Source organism: Flavipsychrobacter stenotrophus (genome assembly GCF_002954265.1).
GTDB lineage: Bacteria > Bacteroidota > Bacteroidia > Chitinophagales > Chitinophagaceae > Flavipsychrobacter > Flavipsychrobacter stenotrophus.
The window spans coordinates 137,068-161,010 of sequence record NZ_PPSL01000003.1 but is presented as its reverse complement, the minus strand read 5'-3'; the positions used below and the strand labels follow the sequence as shown (position 1 = coordinate 161,010).

The window sequence follows — 23,943 nt, the reverse complement described above, 5'->3', positions numbered from 1 at the left end:
GTCCCAACTCGACAAGAGTTACCTAAATTATTACCCGGAAATATCGGCTACATCTATGCTTCGAAAATACACGACGAACAATTTGACACAATGAAAGCCTATCTGGCCAATACAAAGGGGCTAATATTGGACATGCGGTGCTACCCCAAAACATATATGCCATACATTTTTGGCAGGTGGCTTAAAGGAGGTAAATCAGCTTTTTGTTTACATACAAATATGGTTGTTGATATGCCCGGCATGTGCTTATTCGGCACCAAAGGAATTAATGGTACGGATACCGGCAGCCATTATAAAGGGAAGCTAGTTATATTGGTGAATGAACGCTCGCAAAGTGCATCAGAATACGCTTCGATAGCTTTGGCAAGTACACCCGGAGCAATTGTTGTTGGCGACACTACCGCAGGTGCGGATGGAGATATTTCTATCATAAATCTACCGGGTGGCGGCAGCACTATGATCTCAGGTATTGGTGTGCTTTACCCAGATGGCAGAGAAACACAGCGGGTTGGTGTAAAAATAGACAAGGTGGTGCGGCCTACCCTTGAAGGAATAAGAGTACGGAAAGATGAGCAATTGGAAGCAGCAATAAGGATCATAGAAGAGCAATAGCTTAACTTTGTTGTTGTTACTTTAAAGATAGTGTACCATGTCTAACATCAGCCTGATAATAGAAGAACGCCCTGCCGATATCGGCAATTTTATGGTTGGTCGCCTGCTGCCGTTCAGAGGAAAGAGAATGGTTGGTCCATTCATATTCCTTGATCATATGGGGCCGGCAAGACTGGATGAATATCATAACATGGATGTTCCGCCTCATCCGCATATTGGGCTCTCTACCCTAACCTACTTGTTTGAAGGCAGCATTATGCACAAAGACAGCTTGGGTACTGAAGTAGAGATAATGCCGGGAGAAGTAAACTGGATGACAGCGGGTAAAGGCATTGTTCACTCTGAGCGTACACCGGAATACCTGAGGCATACCGATAAGCATCTGCATGGGTTGCAGATATGGGTAGCCATGCCCAAGGCAATGGAACTTGATGAGCCTTCATTCTCCCCTACCGGTAAGGATGAATTACCCGCATGGGAAGCTAATGGGGTACAGTATAAGCTGGTGGCCGGCAAGGCTTTTGGCTACACATCTCCGGTGCCGGTGCTGAGCCCGTTGTTTCTTTTAGAGCTAAAGGCAGAGCAGGAGCAAACCGTGAATATAGGCCATGAATTGTTTGGTGAAATAGCCATGTATATTTTAGCAGGCAGCATAGAAAATGAGGGTATACAATATGAGCCTAAACGAATATTGGTTGCCAAAGAAAATTCGTTGTGCGCATTTACTATGGCGGCGGGTAGTACTGTTTATATATTTGGCGGCGAACCATTTCCTGAAGAGCGTTTTATCTACTGGAACTTTGTGGCCACAAGTCATGAGCTGATAGAACAAGCGAAGCAAAACTGGCTTGACCAGACCTTTGCGCCAGTGCCGGGAGAGACCGAATTTGTTCCGCTGCCGCAACCGAGGTTGTAGTAAAATGCCGATTGGGCGCGAACCTACGGCTCGCGGTTTAAATAAAGGTTCTAGTTGCTACAAACCTTTTGCCACCTACAGGGCAATGACAGTGACTTAAGGATACTGATTGCGCTCCTTCAGAGCTTTTGTGTTGCGGAGGTTTCTGACGTAGGGCTAAAACGCCCTACGCTATTGAGGACGCTCTTTCAGAGCTTGCTCCTTTGCTTAGGTCAATGACATAGCACTTACGGGGCAATGACGGTGACTTAAGGGTTATGTTGATGGTTTATATAATTATTTCGCCCTGTCAGGGCTCTGTGTTTTGCATTTATTGACCGAGGGCTTCATCCTCGGCTGTTATATTTCGCCCCTTCGGGGCTACTGTTGTGGTCATCATTTCTGAACCTGCTATCTGAGTTTGTAGAAACCACTTTAAAATAATGGTTTGCCTTGTAGTGCCTGTACAAGAGTGAATACTACGAGCAGTGTGTAGCCGATTGCAATAGCTATTACATAGCTCACATTTTTTGAGACCAGCATGCTGAGCAGGGGTATTACCTGCAGGGCATGCAGACCAAGAAAGTGGGCTATGCGGAGGTCGCCATTATTGCGGCTCCAATTAACAACCGGCATACCTACTCCCCCATCGGGAGCGCCCACAGTGTGGCGGAGCATAGCGCCCATAACGCCACCCTGAAAAGCAAAAATGACAGAGATAATAATACCCAGGCGTATACCCCACACAAGGGTCATAGGTATAGAAAATGACTGCTGCGCAAAGAAGAGATAACCGATGTAGCCTGTCCATAGGGTGACAATAGTAATGACAATACCCATTAGTGTAAAGAGCATTCCGTTGAGCGGAGTAGTAACATTGAAGTGAGATAGCTGGCCACGGTATGCCTGACCTGTAATTACTACCAGCTCGTACAGCATACCTGCTATGAGTATGATGTTATAGAGGTCTACTTTTTTCTGATCATCGAGGTACTGCATGTACCAGGCCATAGACCAGCAAAAGATAGCGATAGACACAAAAAAATTTGCAGGCTTAAGCCATGCACTTACACCAATGATCTGTAGTGATGTTGTTTTGGTGAGTATGGCACACACCAGGCCTCCGACCAAGCAGAACAGGCTAAAGTAAAACAAGAGTGCATTCTTCTCTTTCAATGTTTCAATAAAACCTGCCATAACCTGCTGTGTTTGATTTATGCTAATACCTTCTTCATAATAACATGGGGTATGCCTACTTCGGTGAATGCGCTACTGGTGATATCGTAACCTAAAGACTCATAGAAACCGCATACGACCTGGCGTGCATGCAGCATAATAGTTGTGTAGCCTTTTGCGGCAATAGTTGTTTCTGCTGCTGTCATCAACAACCTGCCCACACCCTTTCCCTGCCACTGCTCACTCACTGCCATTTGGCGGAACTTCATGACGGTATCACTTATGCTATGGAGCATGAGGCAACCTATCACTTTATCCTCATGCTTTGCGATAAATATGGTGTCTTCATTATCCATGCTCAAGTCTTCATTGACCAAAGACATGCCCAGTGGCTTGCGCAGTACATCTTCGCGCAGCTGCCAGATCTCCTTGTATTCTGGGTCTTGTATGGTGACCGTTGTAACTACTATATCGTTCATTGGTATGATCTATTTTAACGTGGGTTCAATGAATTAGCCACGATATGTTTTTAATAAGCAGCCTTTATAACTATGTCGCCCTTTCAGCCAATGTCATTAAGTTAAAGATTTTATTGTGCTCCTATAGAGGAGTACGCTCTTTCAGAGCTTATTTCCTTAGGTTTTTATACGTAGGGCTAACGCCCTACGCTATTGAGTGAGCTCTTTCAGAGCTATTGATTTCATACTAATCCTTAACTTAATGACATTGCTTTTTATTTTCTTTTTTGTTATCGTTATCCCGTTTTTGAATTCGTTGAACTCACGTCATTTTACAAGTACTACTTCAGTTTCCTGTGTGCTCTTAACTATGAAGGTGATCACTCTTTCTGATGCAGCAAACTTGGTCTGGCCGTTATTGTAATGTACCTGATACTTACCGGGCTGAATCTGCAGGTGTTGGGTCTTAGGGTCGCTGAGATTGAGGGTTGCAAATTGCAGGAACTTGTCTCCGAGCTCCTTATACAATCCTATAGTATTCGTGTTGACCTCTGATGTAAACTTAACGAAGCCCGGCTGTGCTATTGTGAGTCCGCGGCTGAAATCATCGAGATCAGCATTGAACACTTCTTCGGGGAAAGAGTGAACAACAATGTGGTAATTGCCCGGCTCGTATTCCTTTCTATCACTACACTTCTGTTCTATCATCTTTCCGTTGTTTACGTTGCGCTGGGTGACCGTAGCTGTAAACTCTTTCACCGGCCTGTCTGGTGCACCATCATAACGGAAAAACAGGGTGAAATTATTCACCTTTACAAATACCTTATTGTGTTTGTTCTGCTGTATGTCTACATGCGCCAGCAGATCATCACGACCAACGATCGTCAGATCGAGCGGGCCAATAGGTAAGTTAGTTTGCGGATCGGGGTTGCCGGCTTCATCTACTGTTCTGAAGAAGCGCTTAAGTTCCTTATTGTTGTTCTTAGGGTCGAATAATACTACACGTGGTGTGGTAGAATAGAATTTGCCCCTGCCATTAGTTAGGTACACCTCCAGCGTAGTTTCCTGCGCATCTGTATGCTCTACCGTGTACTCGCCGGTTTTAGGTGTAGCGGGAAGAGTGGATGTTGTTACAGGTTTTCCGGGTTTTGGCTTTACCGGTGTAGTTGGCTTAGGCGGAACAGGTGTTGGCTCCGTGATCTTGAATATAGGTACAGGTGGCACCTTAACTGGCTTCAGATCAGAATCGAGAAAAGTGTTAACGTATAGCAGATGCATGCGGAAGTTGCCCCGTTTCGCCTTGGGTAACTTCAGCGGCGTACGCGCCACCACAGGTGGCGGAGGGGGCGTTGGTGGTGTTACAACTACCGGCTTCTCCGGTTCAGGCATTTCTACTTTAATGTCAGGCGCTACAACTTTAAGCTTCTTTAGCGGCGTTAATGCCGGTAGGCTGGTATTGAATTTTTTAAGCCCTGTAATTTTTACAGACTGCATTTTAAAAGATGCCGGCCGTGCGGGTGCAATATCTGCCGGGTCAACATCCATAGAGAACTGAACAGGGGGGAATTTTGCAGCTACAAACGGTGCTGCTTTCTGCACAGCGAACCGGCGCATTTTGCCCGGCTGTACCTTTGCCAGTTTCACCGGAGCTGGCCTGTCTACGGGTATTTCTATATTTATTACAGGCACCGTAACGGCCATTGTTGTGAAACCAGGGAATGAAGTTTTCGTCAACGGCAGTTTTTTAAGCTTCGGCATTTTTGCCATAACCATTGTTATTGCCGCAGGCCTTATAACCGGCAATTCTATTTTAATGTCGGGTACAATTACATTTACCGTGGTCAAACTTGTCAATGAAGCTTTGGCAACCGGCAGCTTTTTGAGCTTGGGCATATTTGCAACAACCAGCTTAACAGGTGCTGCGTGAGGTATGGCAACATCATCTTCCGACACTTTGATCGCAGGCGGAATAATAGTAACGAGTGACGGCGCCTTCAACACCGGCGGTGCTACAAACATATTCCTCCACTTAGGGCGTTTTGCCAGGGACATTTTTACCGGTGCCGGACGTTTAGGCTCTTCATTTACTTCAATAGCAGATTTCTTTACCGGCGCAACAACTGTATCAACAGGTTTGGGTTTTGGTGGCTCTACCACGGGCACTTCTGCTTTTACAGCAGGCATATTCACCTTTAATGCGCTTGGCGCTTTTGAGGCGATCACCTGCATTTTCTGGTAATCGACCTTGGTCATCTTCAGCATCGGGCGGAAGGCATCTACAATTGTAGTGACCGCCTTAGTGATGTCTGATCTTTTAGTGACCGGCAGGTAGTTGCCTAAACATGCATATTCCGATTTCAGTTCGGGCAGGTCTTCAAGGCTCAAGACATATGGTTTGAAGAATACCTTATTCCTTATCAGCTTGTCCATCACCCCGCAGATGTCGCCATTACAGCTTTCGCCACCATCTGTTATTAATATTATACTGTAGGCATTGTGTGCCTCGTCTAAAAGATCTTTGTCGGCTGCCTCGCTCAATGAGTAAGCAATAGCGGTTACCCCCAGTGGATGAAGGTCATCGAGCCGGAAACTCATCTGCGCCTTATTATCGGGACTGAAAGGGACCTCACTTTTGGTGTCATGGCAATCGTGCTCTGGAACGGTGTGCTGATTACCAAATACACGAAGTGAAAACTGCACGTCACTATTCACCGCATTGACACTGTCCATAAGACGGTTAATGATCTCGTTGGCTATCTTATGTTTTTCCTTGCCTGTAGACCATGTTTGCAGCATACTCGAAGACTCATCAAGCAGGAATAAGATACGGGACTGCGTATAATCACTTTTCTCCTGCGCTACAGAGCGAAAGACAAATGACAGGCTGAATATAAATAATATGAAAACTCTTAACTTCATGAAATACACTTCGTTGGCAAACCTACGCTATCAATATACAAATCTCAAAAGTTTAGCGTTAAAACCTATGATTATGCAATATATCCCTCTCCTATTACCCCGACAATAAATGTGCCGATAAGGGGTGAGGGGGAAAATGCATGCCTTTCTTATACTATTTTTTCGCAAGCGGACATTTGCATGGCGGAAGGTTGGGTTAGTCCGTCAAGCACAGAATGTAATTATTGATCTAAAACGAATACGTCCCGTGCGAATGCCAGGGGTTCGAGAGCCTCACCCTGACATTCGGGTGTGCTTGCTGCTAGCCTTGTCATTGAATATGACTGCGGGGCTACCCGAATACCACCCGGCCTCCCGGAGGGCAAGCTGGCAACGACCATGCGGAATAAGTCTGTTGGGCGTTTTTTTAAAGTGGCAGTTTTTCGTAAAAGTGGCAGTTTTGCACCTGTAATTGCTAATGAAATGCATGTTGGGTGCGGTTTTCCGATGATTTTAACTAACTGCTACATTCTGCCACTTTCTGCCACTTTTTGCCACATGCTGCCACTTTTTGTAGGGCTGAAAATTTTCAGCCCCTACCTGTCTGAACCACGATTTAAAGGATTAAAACATTTTCATGATGCCCGATTTTAGTTGCTGGCACACAGGGCAGGAGCGAGCCCAGCCCCTACATGTGTTGTGGGCGAACTGAAGTAAGAATTCATATGTCAAAGAAAAATGGTTAGACTTTGCGTCTAATCGGGTGTAAATTAATACGGGAAAATGAGTTTGAAAAATAAAGATATTCACAAAAATGTGGATAAGTGTATGTAAGTGTTGGTGTATGAATGTGTTGTGAGGCTTACTTGAAGTGTTGAAAATATTTAGCCCTTAGAGAATTTTTGTATATTTATAACCTACACCGACCTATATGAATCACTTCCGCAGCGCATTAATCATAATCATTAGTATCGGTTTCAGTATCGTGGGTTGGGCGCAACGACCTGACCAAAGAAGAATCGACTCTTTGCTTAGGGTAATTGATCAAAGCGCAAAGGATACCGGTAAGGTTTCAATGCTCAACGAATGTTCCTATTTACTTAGCCGGACCAATCCACAGAAAGGTCTTATGTACGGAAAACAAGCTTTGGCTCTGGCCGAAGAGCTGAACTGGCCAAGGGGGCAGGTGGTGGCATTAGCCAATGCGGCGCTCTGTAATAATGTACTTGAAGACAGCGCCAGTGCGCGAAATTGCGCTTTGCGATCGATGGCAATAGCCCGAAACATCAATGACACACCCGGACAGGTAATGGCCCTGACGAAACTAGGCTACGTGGCGTTTGTATCCAGGCGACAGAAGATGGAGGCAAGGGCTTACGGCACAGAAGCTTTGGCGCTGGCACTGCGCATAAATGATAAAAAGACACGGGCATTTGCCTACATGCACATGGGGTTCCTGCTGGATAAGAAAGGTGAATTTAATGATGCGGTACACTTCGACTCACTGGCTATTCAACTGTTTGATTCATTAGATGACAGATACTCGCAGGCAGGTGCACTTTGTAACCTTGGCATTGAATTTTCTATGATGCACGATTATGCCCGCGAAGTGGAGATCGATAATAGGGCACTAACACTATTGACAGACTATGACAGCAGTGAATACAAGGCTATTACGCTCATATGCCTTAGCGACAGCTACTATCAAATGCACGACTACACCAAGGCGCTGGCTCCTTGCCTTGAAGGGCTGGCAATTGATACGCGCCTGGGCAAAAAAAGCATTATGGCCGATGACCATCAGCGGGCAGCCATGGCTTACATTAAGCTGGGCAAATACGAAGAAGCGTTAAGACACACCAATGCCGCAATGGAACTGGAAATGAAGATCGGCGATCTTTACGGCAGATGGACGGTACGGCGGCTACAAAAAAGGATAGCTAAGCATATGCCGAGGTGAAGCAGATATTGTGTTGGGTGGGGCAACCGCAAGGGATTGCCCGTACGATGTAACGAGACGCCTAAAAGTGTGCCGTAAACTGGTAAAAACCACTACCCTTTGTGCCGTAAAAGACAAGGCTGTGATCATTGAGATAGCCCTGATCGCCGAGAATGCGGTCTATACCTTCCAGCTCTTTGTAAATGGTGTTGTTGATGACGAGCAGGTATTTGCCGGGGGCGGTATTCTCTATAATGTAAAAACCATTGTGATTGAGGTCTCCGGCTACTATGCTGCCGCGTTGTGGTTCATCCAGACGATCATATTTGGGCAGAATGAGTGGTAATGGACGGGACAGTTTGTTGTTATAAATAATATAACTTGCCCCGTCGGCATTGATACCCTGGAAGTATTCCAACCCATCGGGGTGTATTTGCGGGAGAACGGTAGCATCCCAAACCAGGAAACGCTTTTTGTTGACCGGCTTGCATAAGAGAGTATCATTCCTGAACAGGTACATGGAATCGGCAGTCTCGTAGTAATATAGTGATGAGCCGTCGGGGTCTATCTGCATAGTATGGGGGCGGTATCTTGCCCTACGGAAAGACGGCAGCTTTATCTCTTTGCCATTTATGTTTTTATAAGTACGCTCGGCACCTATGGAATCTTTGCGGGAGCCGTAGAAGGCATAACCATCTTTCTTATCGGAAAAGATAAAACCCAGGTATGAATAATTGTGGTGCGACACTTTGCCGTTCACATTGAGGAAGGTGCCATTATCATTATTCTGATTGTAGGCAACGAGGTAGTTTTCGGCGCTATATGGCTGTACGGCTATCTGCTCGTCGCTCTTATAAACCGTGTTTCCGGATCCATCGTCGAAGGTGGTATGCGCTTCGGGTATCTTATCGATCAGCTTACCGTTGACCAGTATGTAACACTGGGAATCTACACAACCGCGGTAGTACCATGCATTGTTGTTCCACAGATCGGAGTACTCAACAATACCAAATGGACCGTAGCGCTGAGCCGGCGTGTGTATGTAGTATTTGCCGCCCTGTGGCTTTACGTAGGTGTAGAACTTATTATTGTTGACCGCTATTTCAGAGAACATTTCTTCGGCAGAATCGACCTGCTGATGATCGAGGTACAACCTGAACATGTCTTTTTTGTACACAGTATACAAGCAATGGCCATTGTCGCTAAAAGCGCAGAGCCACAGCTGGTGCAGGGAATCGGTCTCGTTGACCATGCTGTCATTGATATACAGGTAGCTCTTAGCGCCAATGCACATTTCTACGGCCACATTGTTTTTACCATATTCCAGCACTTCACGTATTCTGCCTGCATGTGGGCCGTATATTTTTGTGCCCGATTTGTTTTTGTACCAGATCTTTTTGCGGGTAGAGTCGGTAAAAAAGGCATCGGCCACCAGGGCCTTATAGGCAGTAGAAGCAATATTCTGCCCCCAGAAAACAGGATCGTGCTTTGTTTTGTTGGTGATCATGGCAAACCTGTCGCCCTTGCCGGGGAGCAGGGTCTCGAAGTAATAGTTGCCCGAGGTATCGAAAGCGGCTCTGAAAGCTTTGAGCAGCAGGGAATCACCGGCATCACGAACCAGGAGTTTTTCGTCTATTTGCTGTGCAGCTACCTGCACACTTACAGACAGTAACATAAACAGTACTACCAGGTATGGCCGTAATAGTTTCATATGGGTAAAAATAGGAAATAATAAATACCCTTATTGACTTCGAACACGACCGTCAGATAATATTAGCTTTTGGTTAGTTTTTTAAAGGTGGGTTCTGCGGGAATTTGATTGGGTAAAATTGTTGGCCCCAAATGGCTGTAGAACACAATGTTATATAGTACAAAATGCTTACCTTACGGCTCAATTATCTATAATATCATTTTAATATAACTTATATGTCATTCTTTGCTACACAAAGAGCACGGCTTGCGCTTGCACTATTTGCTACCTGTGGTGTCGTTTACGGTAACACTGCATTTGCACAACAAAAGGCTGCCGACAACACTATTCTTTCTATAGAAAGGAATAGCGTTGACAATACTCCGGCTATTATCACCTTCTCCCCTTCAGCAGGATGGAAAGCGGGACAAGAGCAGGAAGTATTTACTAAATACCTGGGCGTAGATGCATCTAAAGTAAAGATGATACAATCGTATAGCACGACTACCCCATCTAAGGTAACTACTGCACGCTACTACCAATATTATAAAGGTATTAAAGCAGAATACGGAAGTTTTACCGTGACAATAAAGAATGGCGTCATCAACTTTATCAGTGGGAACTATTACAATACGACAACCGATGTGTCTGCTATTCCGGTAATCAGTGAGAGCACTGCTTTTACCAAAGCCCTTCAGCTGGTTGGTGCTACGAAATATATGTGGCAGGACCCTTCAATGGAAGCATTGATCAAGGCCCGCTATCATAAAGCGGACACATCATATGTGCCTCATGGCATACTTACCTGGATAGAAGACTATACCAATGGTGTTGGGGACAGGAAAATGCACCTTGCCTATTCGTTCGACGTATATGCACAAGAGCCAATGAGCAGGCAGAAAATATTTGTAGATGCTACTGATGGCCATATTCTTCATTCTAACTCAATGATCAAGCATACTGCAACCACTGGCGGAAGTAAGTACAGCAGAATTGTACCCATTATAACCAGTAAGGTTGGCACCAACTATGTTCTTTATGATAGTACCCGTGGTAATGGTGTACACACGCTGAATATGCATAATGGTACCAACTATGCATCGGCTACCGAATTTACAAGCGCGTCTAACTCATGGCCCATTGCTACGGCTGACAGCCCTGCCATTGATGCGCATTGGGCAGGTGAAAAAGTTTATGACTACTGGTTAACACAGCAGGGCCGTCTTAGCTGGGACAACCTGGATGGCATATTGCTTCAATATGTACACTATGATGTGAACTTTGATAATGCCTATTGGGATGGAACTGAAATGACATATGGAGACGGATCAGGTGTTGCTTCGGGTGGCTTTTCGCCATTGACCAGCCTTGATGTAACGGCACACGAAATAGGACATGGTGTATGTGAGGCTACTGCTAACCTGGTTTACGCCAGTGAATCGGGTGCAATGAACGAAGGATTGAGCGATTGCTGGGGTGCTACAATTGAGAACTTCGCCAACCCTTTTGAAGTTGATGCTGTTGCTAAGCAAGTGTGGAAGATAGGAGAAGAAATAGGCGGTGGTGCACCACTGAGAAGCATGGATTTCCCACACAACGAGAGCAATCCTGATACATATGGCAATAACGACCCTTACTGGGTAAACGTTACAGGCTGTACACCTAGCGGAGGTAATGACCAATGCGGTGTACACACGAACAGTGGAGTTACCAATAAGTGGTACTATCTCGTAGTAATGGGCGGCATAGGAACTAATTCTAATGGTAATGGCTATAATGTAAACGCAATAGGCTGGACATCTGCCGCAACCATTCTATACCAGACAGAACTTGCACTGGGCTCTAACGCAACCTATGCTAATTTCCGCACTACATCTATAGCTACCGCCACTACCTTATTTGGCGCATGCTCGCCCGAAGTACAAAGCGTAACCAATGCATGGTATGCGGTAGGTGTGGGTGCAGCTTTTGTAGCCTGCACACCTCAGATAGGTTTTGTAACTACATCGCTCAGCACTACAGAATATGCCGCTACCACTACTTGCCCTGCAAGCCGCGTTATCAATATAGGCCTTAAGCCAACAGGCCCGGCCATCACCGGTGGCAACCCTGTTGTAACTATTGTAGCTGCACCTTACAGCACGGCTGTAGCGGGTGTTGATTATACCATTACGGGAAGCCCGATCACATTTATAGCGAGTGATACTTCTACCCGCTATGCTACGCTTACAATATTTGATAACGGCGCGGTAAATGACAATAAGAACCTGACGCTTGGATTTACATTGGCTACAATGGGTAGCACTGCTACTGTTTCACCAACAGGAGATTCAATGCGTATTGCTATTTACAATAATGATAGTAATGTACTGGCAGGAGGTGTTGAATATCACACCCTGAACACCGGAACAGCTGTTACCTGCAACCTTACATCGGCATTCCCCGGTGCGAACCGCAGATCACGCACACAATGGATATTGACTGCTGCGGAAATGACAGCAGCAGGTGTAAGACCGGGAGTGGCAATAAGCCAGATAGGTTTTACGCTTACCTCAAAAAGCTCTACAACGCCATTTGTTGGGTATGCGATAAACATGGCTAATACTACGTCTACAGATGTTGGTTCCGCATTTGTATCTGCCGGACTTGTAAACGTAATACCTGCATTTAATCATACTACCAACCTGGGGCTTGACACGATAGGCTTTACTACAAACTTTATATGGGATGGTACCAGTAACGTAATGGTGCAAGCCTGCTATGGACAAAACGCATCGAACTTCGGTGCCAATGACCAGATGATCGGAATACAAGGAGGTGCTAACATTTGCGCACACAACCAATCAACCGGAACCGGAACTACGGGATGTTCTCTGGGCTGGAGCGGAACGGGTAGCAATCTGAGCAACGCGCGTCCGGTAATGCGGTTCAAACAGGTAGTACCACCGTCTAAAATTGCAACTGTATTGGGCAGCAACCGCACCTGGACAGTAACAGCAGGCACCAAGGTACATTTCTGGAATGCATCTGACACCAGCCTTGTAGCAACAACAAATAACGAGACTGCCAACCTGGGTTGTGTATCTGCTAATATTACTGCGGCCGGTGTAGGCTTCGCACCGTCTGCATTCTCTGCAGGCACTAACAGGTCGGTGAAAGAAGTGACCATTAACCCAACGATCAATGGCGCGACCACTACTTATGACGCAACGATATACCTGACCACTACCGAGCTGAATGGTGTTGCACCGGCAACATTGTTCCTGGTAAAGACAGAGCAACCTACAGATGCTACAGTATCATCGGCCAACAGTGTGCTATTGACACCAACGCTCACAGCAGGCACCAACTATACCGCCTTTAAGGGTACGTTCACAGGTCTTGCCAACAGCAGGTTCTTCCTTACCGATGGCCCACTTTGCGCATCGCCATCTACTACTATTACAGCCAGCGGCCCTACAACTTTCTGCCTGGGTAGCAGTGTAACGTTATCTACTACTACAGGAGCTGGGTATACTTACCAGTGGCAGAAGGGTGCTGTGAATATTCCCGGTGCAACAACATCGAGCTATGCACCTACACATGGCGGTAGCTATCAGGTACAGATCACTTCGGGTGGTTGTACAGGCACATCGCTGGCTACAGCGGTAAGTGTTGATTCGGCATATACCGCACCAATAGCGGGCGCAAGTACTACAGTATGTTCGGGGCAGTCTATAACACTTACAGATATAACACCTTCCGGTACATGGGCAAGTGGCAGCACAGGCGTGGCTACAGTTACTGCATCGGGCATGGTTACGGGTGTAGCAGGCGGCGTTGCCACCATATCCTACACAACAACCAATCTTTGCGGCTCAGCAACTGCTACCCTTTCGGTAACAGTTAACGCAAGCCCGGTAGTTGCAGGCATAACAGGTACGCTTACCGCATGTGCGGGATCGCTCACCACACTTAGCGATGCTACTCCATTTGGTAACTGGAGCAGCAGCAATACGGGAATTGCCACAGTAAGTGCCACTGGTACTGTAGGCGGCGGCAGCGCAGGTAGCGCCACCATTAGCTATACGGTTAATAATGCTGCAGGTTGCATTACCAACCAGGTGGCTACGGTTACGATATTCGCAACACCAACTGCTACGATCACGGCATCGGGAACTACAACATTCTGCAGCAGCAGTAGTGTTACTCTTATAGCCAATACGGGCGCGGGACTTTCTTACCAGTGGCAGGAAAGTGGTGTGAATATACCGGGCGCAACCAATTCGACCTACAACACCAACCTGACGGGCAATTATACCGTTATCATTACCAACCTTAATAATTGCTCAGCTACTTCTAATATGATACCGGTAACTGTTACCACAGGGTTTATAGTGGTGCCATCGGTTAGCCTTGCGGCAAGTCCGGGTACTACGCTTTGTGTAGTGAGTAGTACGGTTACATTTACGCCAACATCGGTTAACGGTGGTTCTGCACCTATTTACAACTGGTATGTAAATGGTGCAGCTATAAGTACCGGCAGCACCTTCAGCTATACACCATCTAACGGCGACCAGGTGCAGGTGTTACTTACCAGCAATGCAGCTTGTGTAGTGCCGGATACAGCTTCAGCTACGCTTGTAATGACTATTATGACACCTGCAACACCCGGAGTAGTGATCAATGCGCTGCCTAATGATACTGTATGTGCGGGTACAATGGCTACATTTGTTGGTATTCCTACATTTGGCGGAACAACACCATCTTACCTGTGGAACAAAAATGGCGTGAACGTGGCTACCGGCCCTGCTTACAACTATGTACCAACCAATGGCGATATACTGCTGTGCCGTATGACCAGCAACTATTTCTGCCGCCTGGTGGATACTGCATGGAGCACACCACTTACCATTACAGTTGACAGCAATGTAACCAATACAATAAACGTAACAGCAGATCATACAGCAGCTGCTCCCGGCACACCGGTAACGTTTACCGCTACCGCGCCACATGCGGGTGCAGGTGCAGTATACCAGTGGTACATAAATGGCGCACCGGTTGTGGGTGTGACCTCTTCTACTTATACCACTACTACACTAACCGCAGCTGATGTGGTTACATGCCGAGTGACAAGTACACTTATCTGTGCATCTCCGGGAACTGCAATAAGCGGTGGTGTTACCGTAAATGTAACCAATGGTGTTGCTGACCTTTCTACCGGCAATAAGTTCATGCTGATGCCTAACCCTAACAATGGTACATTCACTATAAAGGGCACATTGGTAACCAGCGATGATGAGTTGGCAATAAAGGTGACAAACATGCTGGGACAAACTGTACACACAAATAATGTAGCGGTAGTTAACGGCAATGTGAATACAACCATATCGCTCAATCAGTCTCTGGCAGCGGGTGTTTACATGGTCAGTATCACATCGGCAGGCGCCAATGCGGTATTCCATGTAGTTGTGAATAAGTAATCATTTACCTGATATAAACAATAAAGCACCTCATGTGAGGTGCTTTATTGTTTTAGGGATGTGGGTGCCGCAGACTTTAGCGGTATAACTATCATATAAAAGCATTACCCAACTTACGGGTGCGCATAACCTGTTTTATTTCTTCCAATACCGTGGGATCTTCGATGGTTGAAGGCATCGTGAAACGAGTACCATCGGCAATATTTCTGATGGTCTTTCGGAGGATCTTGCCGCTCCTTGTTTTAGGTAAACGCTTTACAACAGCTGCGTTACGGAAATATGCTACTGCGCCGATCTTTTCTCTTATGAGCTGTACCAATGCAACTTCAATGTCATCATTGCTGGTTGTCTGGCCATCTTTCAGCACCACAAGCGCTACGGGTCGCTGTCCGCGCAGCTCATCGGCAATACCCATAACGGCGCACTCTGCAACAGCGGGGTGACCTGATACCAGTTCTTCCATTTCGCCTGTGCTGAGCCTGTGGCCACTTACGTTGATGACATCATCTACGCGGCCCATAATATAGAAATAACCATCGCCGTCTTTAAAGCCACTATCGCCGGTGAGGTAATAGCCCGGAAAGTGCTCGAGGTAGCCTTTTATGTACCGGATCTCGTTTTTCCAGAGAGTGGTAAGACATCCGGGAGGAAGCGGGAGTTTTACCACCACATAGCCTTCCTGCCCTACCGCGGCTTCAGCACCTTCTTCTGTAAGAATGCGCACATCGTACCCACAAACCGGCTTACCGGCGGCGCCGGCCTTAGGGACTGTACCTTCTATACCCGTCATGATGCCGAGCATGGGCCAACCGCTCTCGGTTTGCCACCAATGGTCTATAACAGGGCGTTGTAACAAGGCGCTGATCCATTCATACGTAGCAGGGTCGCAGCGCTCACCAGCAAGAAATAATTGACGCAGTGTAGACAGGTCATACTTCTTCAGCAACCGGCCGTCGGGGTCTTCTTTCTTAATAGCCCTTATAGCAGTAGGTGCGGTAAAAAGTACATTGACCTTATGGTCTTCTATGACTCTCCAGAAGGCACCTGCATCGGGTGTGCGCACCGGCTTGCCTTCGTATAGGATAGTAGTGCAGCCATACAACAGCGGTGCATAGACAATGTAAGAGTGACCTACTACCCAACCAATATCACTCGCCGCCCAGAATACATCGCCGGGCCTGACGTTGTAAAAATTCTTCATGGTGAAGTTGAGCGCTGTAGCATAACCTCCTGTATCTCTTATGATGCCCTTAGGCGTACCTGTAGTACCCGATGTGTATAAAATATAAAGTGGATGAGTAGAGGGATATGGCCTTGCATCGACGGTGCCACAACGCATGAGTGCATTATAGTCGAGCTCACCTTTACCCGCCAGCGAGTCGAAACCCTCTTCACGCCTGTAGTACACCTGATATTCGGGTTTATGTTTTGCTTCCTTTATGGCTGCATCTACCAGTATTTTGTATGGTATTTTCTTATCGAACTCGATACCGAAAGAAGCGGATATGATAACCTTTGGCTTCGCATCATCGATCCTCATGGCCAGCTCGTGTGGAGCAAAGCCACCGAATACCACAGAGTGAATAGCACCTATGCGGGCACATGCCAGCATAGCCACAATCGCCTGCGGAATCATAGGCATGTAGATGATAACAGTTGTTCCTTCCCCTACACCCAAATTACGTAACCCGGCTGCAAACTTAGATACCTGATCGAGTAGTGATTTGTAGGTGATATGTTCTACCTGACCGGTAAAAGGAGAGTCGTAAATAATGGCATTTTGCATACCTCGCCCTTCTAGTACATGACGATCGAGACAGAGTTCGCTCATGTTGATCATACCATCTGCAAACCACTTGTGGTGGCCATTTTGAGGGGTACAAATAGTTTGCGGCGGCTTACTCCATTTCAGCTCATTTGCCTGTTCTGCCCAGAAGTCTTCCCTGTTGCTAATGCTATGATCGTATATATCGGAGTATGACATAAGACAAGTGCGTTTTAAAACTATTTATAAACAGTTTAAAGTTAGTTTGTCTGTAGTATGGAATAGCGATATATATACCAAATAACCAATTTCCGGAAAATGCTATTCAGCGACGCCCAGCAAAATGTTTACCTCTTTCATCAAATTACGGGTAGAAAATGGCTTACTGATAAAGAGTGCCGCACCGAGGTCATAGCCCTTCTGAATATCAACTTCTTTTGTTTTAGCACTGAGGAAAACGATGATAATATCGCTAAGGGCGGACGTAGTTTTTACATACTCGCAGATAGAATAGCCATCAACATCGGGCATCATAATGTCGAGCAGAATAAGGTCGGGCTTATTGGTATTGATGAAATCGAGGGCTTCGGTGCCATTGCGGGCAACCATTACCGCATTCCCTCCTTTTTTCATGAGGAATTCAAGGGACATCAGGATATACGGATCATCATCAACAACCAGTATTTTTTTCATGTTGCAAAGTTACATATTGCGGGGCTATTCACATCATGATCATGCATAAGGAAGTCCAAAAATAAAGTTGGCGCCTTTTCCCGGCTCACTCTCTACCCAAATGCGACCATTATGCATATCCATTATCCGCTTGCTTATTGCCAGGCCCAAGCCGCTGCCTTCGGGCTTTTGTATGGTCTGGTTCTTTGCCTGGAAGAACTTGTCGAAGATGAGTTCATGTAGTTCATTGGGTACGCCTTTGCCGTTATCTTCTATCCATACCTGCAGCTCTTCATACTCAATGCGTACACGTATGTTTATCATTCCTGTTTGGCCGGGAACAAACTTAATGGCGTTGGAAATGAGGTTGTAAATTACCTGCCTTATCAGATCGCTATCGCACTGAACAAGGTACATGCTGCTGGAAGGATGAAACGTGAGTGTCGCCTTCTTTTCATTAGCTAATGGCTGCAATGCATGCACCACTTCTGCTATCAGATCATCTATATTATTGGGAGTGATGTGGAGTTTCTGTCTACCTGATTCATACCGCTCCAGATTAAGTACCTGGGTGATAAGATGGCTGAGGCGTTCAGTTTCGTTGACTATGGAAGAGAGGTAATGATTGCGCATCTCTTCTTCCATATCCTGATTGTCGTAAACGATCTCTGACATTGCCCTGATTGAGGTAAGTGGTGTGCGCAACTCGTGAGTAACGGTGTACAGAAATTCGTCTTTGATAACATCCATCTGTGTGAGCTGCTCGTTCATTGCAGTGAGCATCTCTGTGGCTTTGGTAAGTTCAGCGGACTTCTTTCTCAGTTCTTTATTAAGCTCTAATACCTGCTGCGACTCCTTAACAATATTGAGGACCTCTGCAATACTAATGATCTCCTCTTTTGTAACGCTACGCACCATGATACGCGCAGATGCAGAGCCAATGACGCCCGAAAGTATCCGCTCTGAGAACGACACCAGGCGCGGATCGGCATAACCACTTTCTATGGACAGTTTATGCTTTATAGCAAAAGAGGTTAACAATCTATCTGCACGCTCTTCTCCTAAGAAATTAACGAGCAGCGATCTGATATCACGGATATATGCAGTTCCCTTCCAGATAGAGTTTTGCTCACTGCTGCTGGTGTGCCTGAAGATGTCTACAAACAACTCGGCCTGGTAGAGCTCCTGCGCATCGCTGAAGGTATTTACGGAAACGATAACGTATGTAAGTACGTTTATGAGCATACTCCAGAAAAACGAATGCGCAATAGGGGACAAGCCTTCCATACCAAATAATGCGTAAGGCCTGAGTAAGGAGATGCCGAACAGCCCTTCTGTCATAATAGACGAATTGCCGCCTGTACCGGTAATAAATGCAGGAAGTGCAAGCGTATAGAACCAGATGAAGAAGCCAGCAAGTATTGATGCTACTGCTCCCCTGCGATTGCCCGCCTTCCAGAACAAACCAATGAATAGTGCAGGTGCGAATTGCGCTACCGCAGCGAAAGAAACCAGGCCAATAGACACTAACGATGCGTGCTGCGCGATGGTCCTTTCATAGACATAAGCCAATAGTAAAAGCAATGCAATACTTACCCTTCGGGAGTTGATCACAGACTTCAGTAATGGGCGTTCTTTAGCACTGCCAGCAGAGGAGAACAGCAGTGGCAACAACAGGTGATTACTTACCATTGTTGACAGTGCTATGGTCTCTACAATGATCATACTGATGGCAGCGGAGAAGCCGCCCATAAATATGAACAGGCCCAGCTTATTATGACCGTATAGTAATGGCAGCGCAAGCACATAGGAATCTGAATCAACATTCTTTAGTGCAGGAGTGAGCATGCCCGCAAGCGCAATTGGCACCACAAACAGGTTGATGATGAGTAAATAAACAGGAAACAACCATAGTGCCTTTTTGAGGTGCTGCTCCTGCATATTCTCTACTACACTTACCTGAAACTGCCGGGGCAGCAGCAGTGTAGCAAACATAGACAACAGCATGGTTGCGGTCCAGCCGGAGAAGGTGCCATGATCGCCAAAGACAAAAAGGTCTTTAAGGTCGGGGCGGGCGGCGGCCTTTTGAAAAATATCGCCTAAGCCATGAAACAAGCCATATGTAACGAATATTCCGGCCATTACAAATGCAACGAGTTTTATGATACTTTCAAATGCTATAGAGGCAACCAGGCCCGCATGTTTCTCTGATGCATCTACTGAGCGAGTACCAAACAAGATGATGAAGCAAACAAGAATGAGGGTAATGTAGAATGTAATGTCTTTATAAAAGTACTGCAGACTACCTTCTGCCATATGCTCTCCGGACAGTACGCTAAGGCTACTCGTGATCGCCTTTAACTGCAGCGATATATAAGGAATAAGACCCAGTACGCAGAAGATAGTGATGATGATACCCAATGAAACGTTCTTGCCATAACGGGTTGCAATGAAGTCGGCAATACTATTGATGCGCTGCGACTTGCAGATGCGTAGTATTTTGCGAAGAACGGGATAGAAGAAGGCGCATGCTATGGTAGGCCCAATATACACACCCAGGAACTCCATACCCTGCGTACCCACCCTGCCTACACTGCCGTAATAAGTCCATGCAGTGCAATACACTGCCATAGATAGTGCATACATCCAGGGATTGTTCACTACGTTCACATTACGCTTTAGCTTGTATTCGGCATAATAGGCTATGCCAAATAATAGCAGCAGGTAAATAAGACCGCAAGATATAATGACCAGATAACTCATACGGGCAGTGTTTATTCCTTATTGTTTTTGTCTGACCCCTTACTTCTGTATTCGCCTGTAAAGAACAGGAGTATGATGGCAATGATCCATGTAATAAAAAGATAGGCATAGAGCGGCGGTATGAGTGCGCCCGCGCTTTTCTTATCTGCAACAGAAAGGAATGGATAGGTATAGATAATGACCAGCACTACTCCCAGCATCCACACCTTGTTATATTTTTTCCTTTTGTCCATTGCTGCCTGTTATGTAAACACAAACATAGTTTGAGTAATTCTTTACAAATTACTCAAACTATGCAATACCCTATTGATTAATTATTCTATGCCTGCTCCTAATCTTCCGGCAGCTGATCGTACTCACCTTTGAGTGCATAGAAACCAAACATCATTAATCCCACTGCTATGGGCGTGACGACCAGGATGATGATAAGCCATGGTATTGGCTTATTGATATCTGACTTGCCATGGATATCTATATTGGCAATTGCGGAATGTATGAGCAGATAAATAATTGCCGGCCCTAACAGGAACCAAATTACTCCGAGCATTCTCTTGATACTATTCATATAATTTCAGTTTTAGCTGTTTGATCAATTTTCCTCTTTCACCTTCTTGTTAGTAACGTAAAGCGTACCTATTACCAGGCTTAATGCCGCTACACCAATAGGATACCACAAGCCTGACAGATGATCTGTACCCTTGATGGTAGTAATGAGCGTAGCAACAAATGGTACCAGTCCACCAAATATGCCGTTACCAATGTGGTATGGCAGAGACATTGAGGTATAGCGGATCTTAGTTGGGAACAACTCCACAAGGAATGCTGCAACCGGGCCATATACCATGGTAACAAACAGCACCATGATACCTACCAGCCATATCAATGTCCAGTAACCAGATGAATTTAGCGTCATTTCCTTTTTCACTTCTGCAGGCGGTGCTACCGCACCGGCCACAGCCAGCTTGGTTACCTTTTTGGTTACTTTGAATCTGCTGCCATCAACGTAGGTCTTTAGTGTATCGTAGGTTGCAAGACTATCGGTGGTACTGCCGGTTACCAATGTGTGTTTTTCATTGGTTATTCTTTGCTCTACCAGTTCGGTTTTGTTGGCAGGCGCACATGTCTGGTAGATCTTATCAAATAGCGGCCTGTAGCACAATACACCCAGTAACATACCCGTCATCATAATGTATTTACGACCGATCTTATCTGATAGGGAACCGAAAATGACGAAGAACGGGGTGGCCATCATTAAAGAAATAAGGATGATGGTATTGGCTTGCTCATATTCAACATTGCACTTGGTAAGTATAAAACTCTGCGCATAGAACTGGCCTGTGTACCAAACAACTCCCTGACCCATAGTAACACCGAACAGTGCCAGCAGTACCATTTTGAAGTTGGTCTTGTTCCCAAAACTTTCCTTAAGCGGATTTTTAGAAACCTTACCTTCTGCTTTAAGTTTAGAGAAAAGCGGTGATTCATGCATCTTCATACGGATAACTATAGATACACCCACCAACACTATGGACAACAAAAAAGGATAGCGCCATCCGTCGCCCTTTGTGAACTCTTCAACACCCACTACCCTGCGAATAGTGAGGATAACGATGAGCGATAAGAACAAGCCCAGCGTGGCTGTAGTCTGTATCCAGCTGGTATAAAATCCTCTTCTGTTCTGCGGTGCGTGCTCGGCAACATAAGTAGCGGCACCACCATATTCACCGCCCAGCGCAAGGCCCTGAAGTAACCTGAGCATCAGTACTATAAAAGGCGCCCATGCGCCTATGGTTGCATAAGAAGGTACACAACCGATAAGAAATGTAGAGCCACCCATCAGCACCAGGGTAAGCAGAAAGGTATATTTACGGCCAATAAGATCACCCAGGCGACCAAACACCAGTGCGCCAAAAGGTCGTACTATAAAACCGGCTGCAAAGGTTGCCAGCGTTGATAGTAACGCTGCAGTAGGATTTGCCGAGGGAAAGAACTTGCTTGCTATGATCGTGGATAAGCTGCCGAATATGTAAAAGTCGTACCACTCTATCAATGTACCCACTGATGATGCCGATATGACCTTCCATATATTGCTTTGCAGCGTTAGTTCATTTTGTTTCATACTGCTGATATTAAAAAGTGACTATAAATAAATTTGTAACTGCGCCAATGCTTCACCCTTGCTGCCCGATGTCATTTTGGTTATGCTATTGTATAACTGCCTGTTGCTATACTCCAGTGTTATCTTAGCATTGTGCCCATCTAACAATATATTGGCACCGGCATCCCAGTAATTACCTACCTGATTCAATGCATCGAGGTTCTTATACGTGTACGCTGCAAATGGCTGCAGGCGGAACTTCTTAGAAATTTCGCGAGGCAGCATGAAGCCGGCCTGCGTGTACCAGATACTACCTGTACCCATCAATACACGACTATTGCCATATCCTTCCATTGCTGCAACCCCTCTAAAAGCATCGTCTTTTGCACCGGTGTTCATTATGCCGGTAGTACGCAGATAGTTCTTGCCAAAATCGTTCTTGTAATATACGCTGTAAACTGTAACTGCCATATTGTGCTCCTTAGGGCCCACAGGCAAGTCTGCGAATACATCGGCAGATAGAATGCCGATGTCGTGTTTACTAATGATACTGTCTTTTGATTCGAGCTTTACACCGTTCTTATTCTGATAAAAGCCCACACCAACGTTAAATACCTTTTTGGTTCCCAGGTAGGTGCCTACGCGGTAAGGCAAAACATTTGCTTCCTGCTCCAAGAACTGATAGTCGAAGTAACCTGAGAATCCGGCCCTGCTATTGCCATTGTTGTCTACTGCTGCACCACCAGGAGTTGGCAACACAGCTGTTGCGTAAGGCTTATTGACATTGACCGTATAACCGATCTTACCTAGCCGGCCTTTGGCGTAGAGGCCCATCTGCATGCCAAACTGGTCGGTATTTTCGAGCAATGGCCAGTTGAAAATCGGCGCGTCGATAGTAAGGAAGTTGAGTGTGCTGCAAGAGGTCATCCTGGAGATACCATTGCAATAGTGCAAGCCACCACCTATGTACAAGTTGTACTTATGAACCTTTTTTGTCAAAGCATCTATTGCCGGTATCACTGCATATTCATTGTAGGCTTCGTGAACAAACAATTGAGGCTTCTTTCCTAAACCATATCCACCTATTCCTGATGTGCCTGAACCACCGCCAGTGCTGAAGGTCTGGTTATTGATACCAATGTGCAGGAGAATAAGGTAGCGCGGGCTGAGTTGTGCATATGCCAGCATCCGAACCCTCCTAAGCGCTACATCATTGGTAGTAGCGGTGGATTCTCCATTAACTGATGTGCCGGGGTTATTGTCAATGCTGCGGCACCACAGCTGGTTCCAAAAAACAAACCTCAGGTACTTTGGCGACTCGGGGTTGAATGATATTTTCAACCCGGTGCCATACTCTGTAGCGGGAGCCTGAGCCCCGACATTTTGAGCAAACCCAAGTAGCATTATTGATGCGGCAAATCGTGTAAAAACTTTCATCGCTTTGAATTTTAAGTGTGAACGATCTATTTCGTCATCAAATCTTACTTGTTTTCGGCCATTAGAAAAGTTGCATGT

At 46.0% G+C, this 23,943-nt stretch carries 15 protein-coding genes; 4 read left to right on the top strand and 11 right to left on the bottom strand.

The window, feature by feature from the left end; translation table 11 throughout:
• The first annotated feature begins 90 nt into the window (after nucleotides 1-90).
• Both CJD36_RS10895 and CJD36_RS10890 read left to right on the top strand, forming a co-directional pair.
• Nucleotides 91-612, top strand: coding sequence for a S41 family peptidase (locus CJD36_RS10895; protein WP_240609337.1), 522 nt, complete (start codon nucleotides 91-93; stop codon nucleotides 610-612).
• Nucleotides 613-649: 37 nt separating this feature from the next.
• Entirely contained in the window at nucleotides 650-1,528 is an 879-nt protein-coding gene (locus CJD36_RS10890) for a pirin family protein (RefSeq protein WP_105039202.1), read from the top strand.
• A 414-nt stretch (nucleotides 1,529-1,942) separates the two neighbouring features.
• Here the strand turns inward: CJD36_RS10890 and CJD36_RS10885 are convergent, their stop codons facing one another.
• The 3 genes from CJD36_RS10885 to CJD36_RS10875 form a co-directional block, all read right to left on the bottom strand.
• Nucleotides 1,943-2,704 carry a hypothetical protein gene (locus tag CJD36_RS10885; RefSeq protein WP_105039201.1) on the bottom strand — a complete coding sequence of 254 codons (762 nt, stop codon included), beginning with the start codon at nucleotides 2,702-2,704 and terminating at the stop codon, nucleotides 1,943-1,945.
• A 17-nt stretch (nucleotides 2,705-2,721) separates the two neighbouring features.
• Nucleotides 2,722-3,162: a GNAT family N-acetyltransferase gene (locus CJD36_RS10880; protein ID WP_105039200.1), complete on the bottom strand. Its 441-nt coding sequence runs from the start codon at nucleotides 3,160-3,162 to the stop codon at nucleotides 2,722-2,724.
• A gap of 306 nt (nucleotides 3,163-3,468) precedes the next feature.
• A complete protein-coding gene (locus CJD36_RS10875) occupies nucleotides 3,469-6,060 on the bottom strand; it encodes a vWA domain-containing protein (RefSeq protein ID WP_105039199.1) in 2,592 nt (863 codons plus the stop codon).
• A 910-nt stretch (nucleotides 6,061-6,970) separates the two neighbouring features.
• Between CJD36_RS10875 and CJD36_RS10870 the strand changes: the two genes are divergently transcribed.
• Nucleotides 6,971-7,999: a tetratricopeptide repeat protein gene (locus tag CJD36_RS10870; protein WP_133162597.1), complete on the top strand. Its 1,029-nt coding sequence runs from the start codon at nucleotides 6,971-6,973 to the stop codon at nucleotides 7,997-7,999.
• Nucleotides 8,000-8,060: 61 nt separating this feature from the next.
• On the opposite strand, the gene CJD36_RS10865 is transcribed toward CJD36_RS10870, so the two are convergent.
• The gene (locus CJD36_RS10865) at nucleotides 8,061-9,689 is read right to left on the bottom strand and encodes a hypothetical protein (protein WP_105039197.1); all 1,629 of its coding nucleotides are present in this window, start codon (nucleotides 9,687-9,689) and stop codon (nucleotides 8,061-8,063) included.
• A gap of 215 nt (nucleotides 9,690-9,904) precedes the next feature.
• Between CJD36_RS10865 and CJD36_RS10860 the strand changes: the two genes are divergently transcribed.
• Nucleotides 9,905-15,130, top strand: a complete 5,226-nt coding sequence (locus CJD36_RS10860) for a M4 family metallopeptidase (protein WP_105039196.1) — start codon at nucleotides 9,905-9,907, stop codon at nucleotides 15,128-15,130.
• 91 nt (nucleotides 15,131-15,221) lie between these two features.
• On the opposite strand, the gene CJD36_RS10855 is transcribed toward CJD36_RS10860, so the two are convergent.
• From CJD36_RS10855 to CJD36_RS10825, 7 genes are all read right to left on the bottom strand, one after another.
• The gene (locus CJD36_RS10855; RefSeq protein ID WP_105039195.1) at nucleotides 15,222-17,114 is read right to left on the bottom strand and encodes an AMP-binding protein; all 1,893 of its coding nucleotides are present in this window, start codon (nucleotides 17,112-17,114) and stop codon (nucleotides 15,222-15,224) included.
• A gap of 102 nt (nucleotides 17,115-17,216) precedes the next feature.
• A complete protein-coding gene (locus CJD36_RS10850; RefSeq protein ID WP_105039194.1) occupies nucleotides 17,217-17,588 on the bottom strand; it encodes a response regulator in 372 nt (123 codons plus the stop codon).
• 39 nt (nucleotides 17,589-17,627) lie between these two features.
• Nucleotides 17,628-20,330, bottom strand: a complete 2,703-nt coding sequence (locus CJD36_RS10845) for a sensor histidine kinase (RefSeq protein WP_105039193.1) — start codon at nucleotides 20,328-20,330, stop codon at nucleotides 17,628-17,630.
• 11 nt (nucleotides 20,331-20,341) lie between these two features.
• Nucleotides 20,342-20,563, bottom strand: a complete 222-nt coding sequence (locus CJD36_RS10840; protein ID WP_105039192.1) for a hypothetical protein — start codon at nucleotides 20,561-20,563, stop codon at nucleotides 20,342-20,344.
• Between the two features lie 98 nt (nucleotides 20,564-20,661).
• Complete coding sequence (locus CJD36_RS10835; RefSeq protein WP_105039191.1) at nucleotides 20,662-20,895, bottom strand: DUF6814 family protein; 234 nt, start codon at nucleotides 20,893-20,895, stop codon at nucleotides 20,662-20,664.
• Between the two features lie 24 nt (nucleotides 20,896-20,919).
• On the bottom strand, nucleotides 20,920-22,449 hold the full coding sequence (locus tag CJD36_RS10830; RefSeq protein WP_105039190.1) for an MFS transporter: 1,530 nt from the start codon (nucleotides 22,447-22,449) through the stop codon (nucleotides 20,920-20,922).
• A 21-nt stretch (nucleotides 22,450-22,470) separates the two neighbouring features.
• A complete protein-coding gene (locus tag CJD36_RS10825; protein WP_205685599.1) occupies nucleotides 22,471-23,865 on the bottom strand; it encodes a hypothetical protein in 1,395 nt (464 codons plus the stop codon).
• Nucleotides 23,866-23,943: the final 78 nt, after the last annotated feature.

Bases quoted from the DNA above. Each gene is read 5' to 3' on its own strand.
- CJD36_RS10880 (WP_105039200.1), bottom strand. From the start codon at position 3,162: ATGAACGATATAGTAGTTACAACGGTCACCATACAAGACCCAGAATAC.
- CJD36_RS10870 (WP_133162597.1), top strand. From the start codon at position 6,971: ATGAATCACTTCCGCAGCGCATTAATCATAATCATTAGTATCGGTTTC.
- CJD36_RS10885 (WP_105039201.1), bottom strand. From the start codon at position 2,704: ATGGCAGGTTTTATTGAAACATTGAAAGAGAAGAATGCACTCTTGTTT.
- CJD36_RS10860 (WP_105039196.1), top strand. From the start codon at position 9,905: ATGTCATTCTTTGCTACACAAAGAGCACGGCTTGCGCTTGCACTATTT.
- CJD36_RS10845 (WP_105039193.1), bottom strand. From the start codon at position 20,330: ATGAGTTATCTGGTCATTATATCTTGCGGTCTTATTTACCTGCTGCTA.
- CJD36_RS10825 (WP_205685599.1), bottom strand. From the start codon at position 23,865: ATGAAAGTTTTTACACGATTTGCCGCATCAATAATGCTACTTGGGTTT.
- CJD36_RS10875 (WP_105039199.1), bottom strand. From the start codon at position 6,060: ATGAAGTTAAGAGTTTTCATATTATTTATATTCAGCCTGTCATTTGTC.
- CJD36_RS10840 (WP_105039192.1), bottom strand. From the start codon at position 20,563: ATGGACAAAAGGAAAAAATATAACAAGGTGTGGATGCTGGGAGTAGTG.
- CJD36_RS10830 (WP_105039190.1), bottom strand. From the start codon at position 22,449: ATGAAACAAAATGAACTAACGCTGCAAAGCAATATATGGAAGGTCATA.
- CJD36_RS10850 (WP_105039194.1), bottom strand. From the start codon at position 17,588: ATGAAAAAAATACTGGTTGTTGATGATGATCCGTATATCCTGATGTCC.
- CJD36_RS10855 (WP_105039195.1), bottom strand. From the start codon at position 17,114: ATGTCATACTCCGATATATACGATCATAGCATTAGCAACAGGGAAGAC.
- CJD36_RS10865 (WP_105039197.1), bottom strand. From the start codon at position 9,689: ATGAAACTATTACGGCCATACCTGGTAGTACTGTTTATGTTACTGTCT.
- CJD36_RS10835 (WP_105039191.1), bottom strand. From the start codon at position 20,895: ATGAATAGTATCAAGAGAATGCTCGGAGTAATTTGGTTCCTGTTAGGG.
- CJD36_RS10890 (WP_105039202.1), top strand. From the start codon at position 650: ATGTCTAACATCAGCCTGATAATAGAAGAACGCCCTGCCGATATCGGC.
- CJD36_RS10895 (WP_240609337.1), top strand. From the start codon at position 91: ATGAAAGCCTATCTGGCCAATACAAAGGGGCTAATATTGGACATGCGG.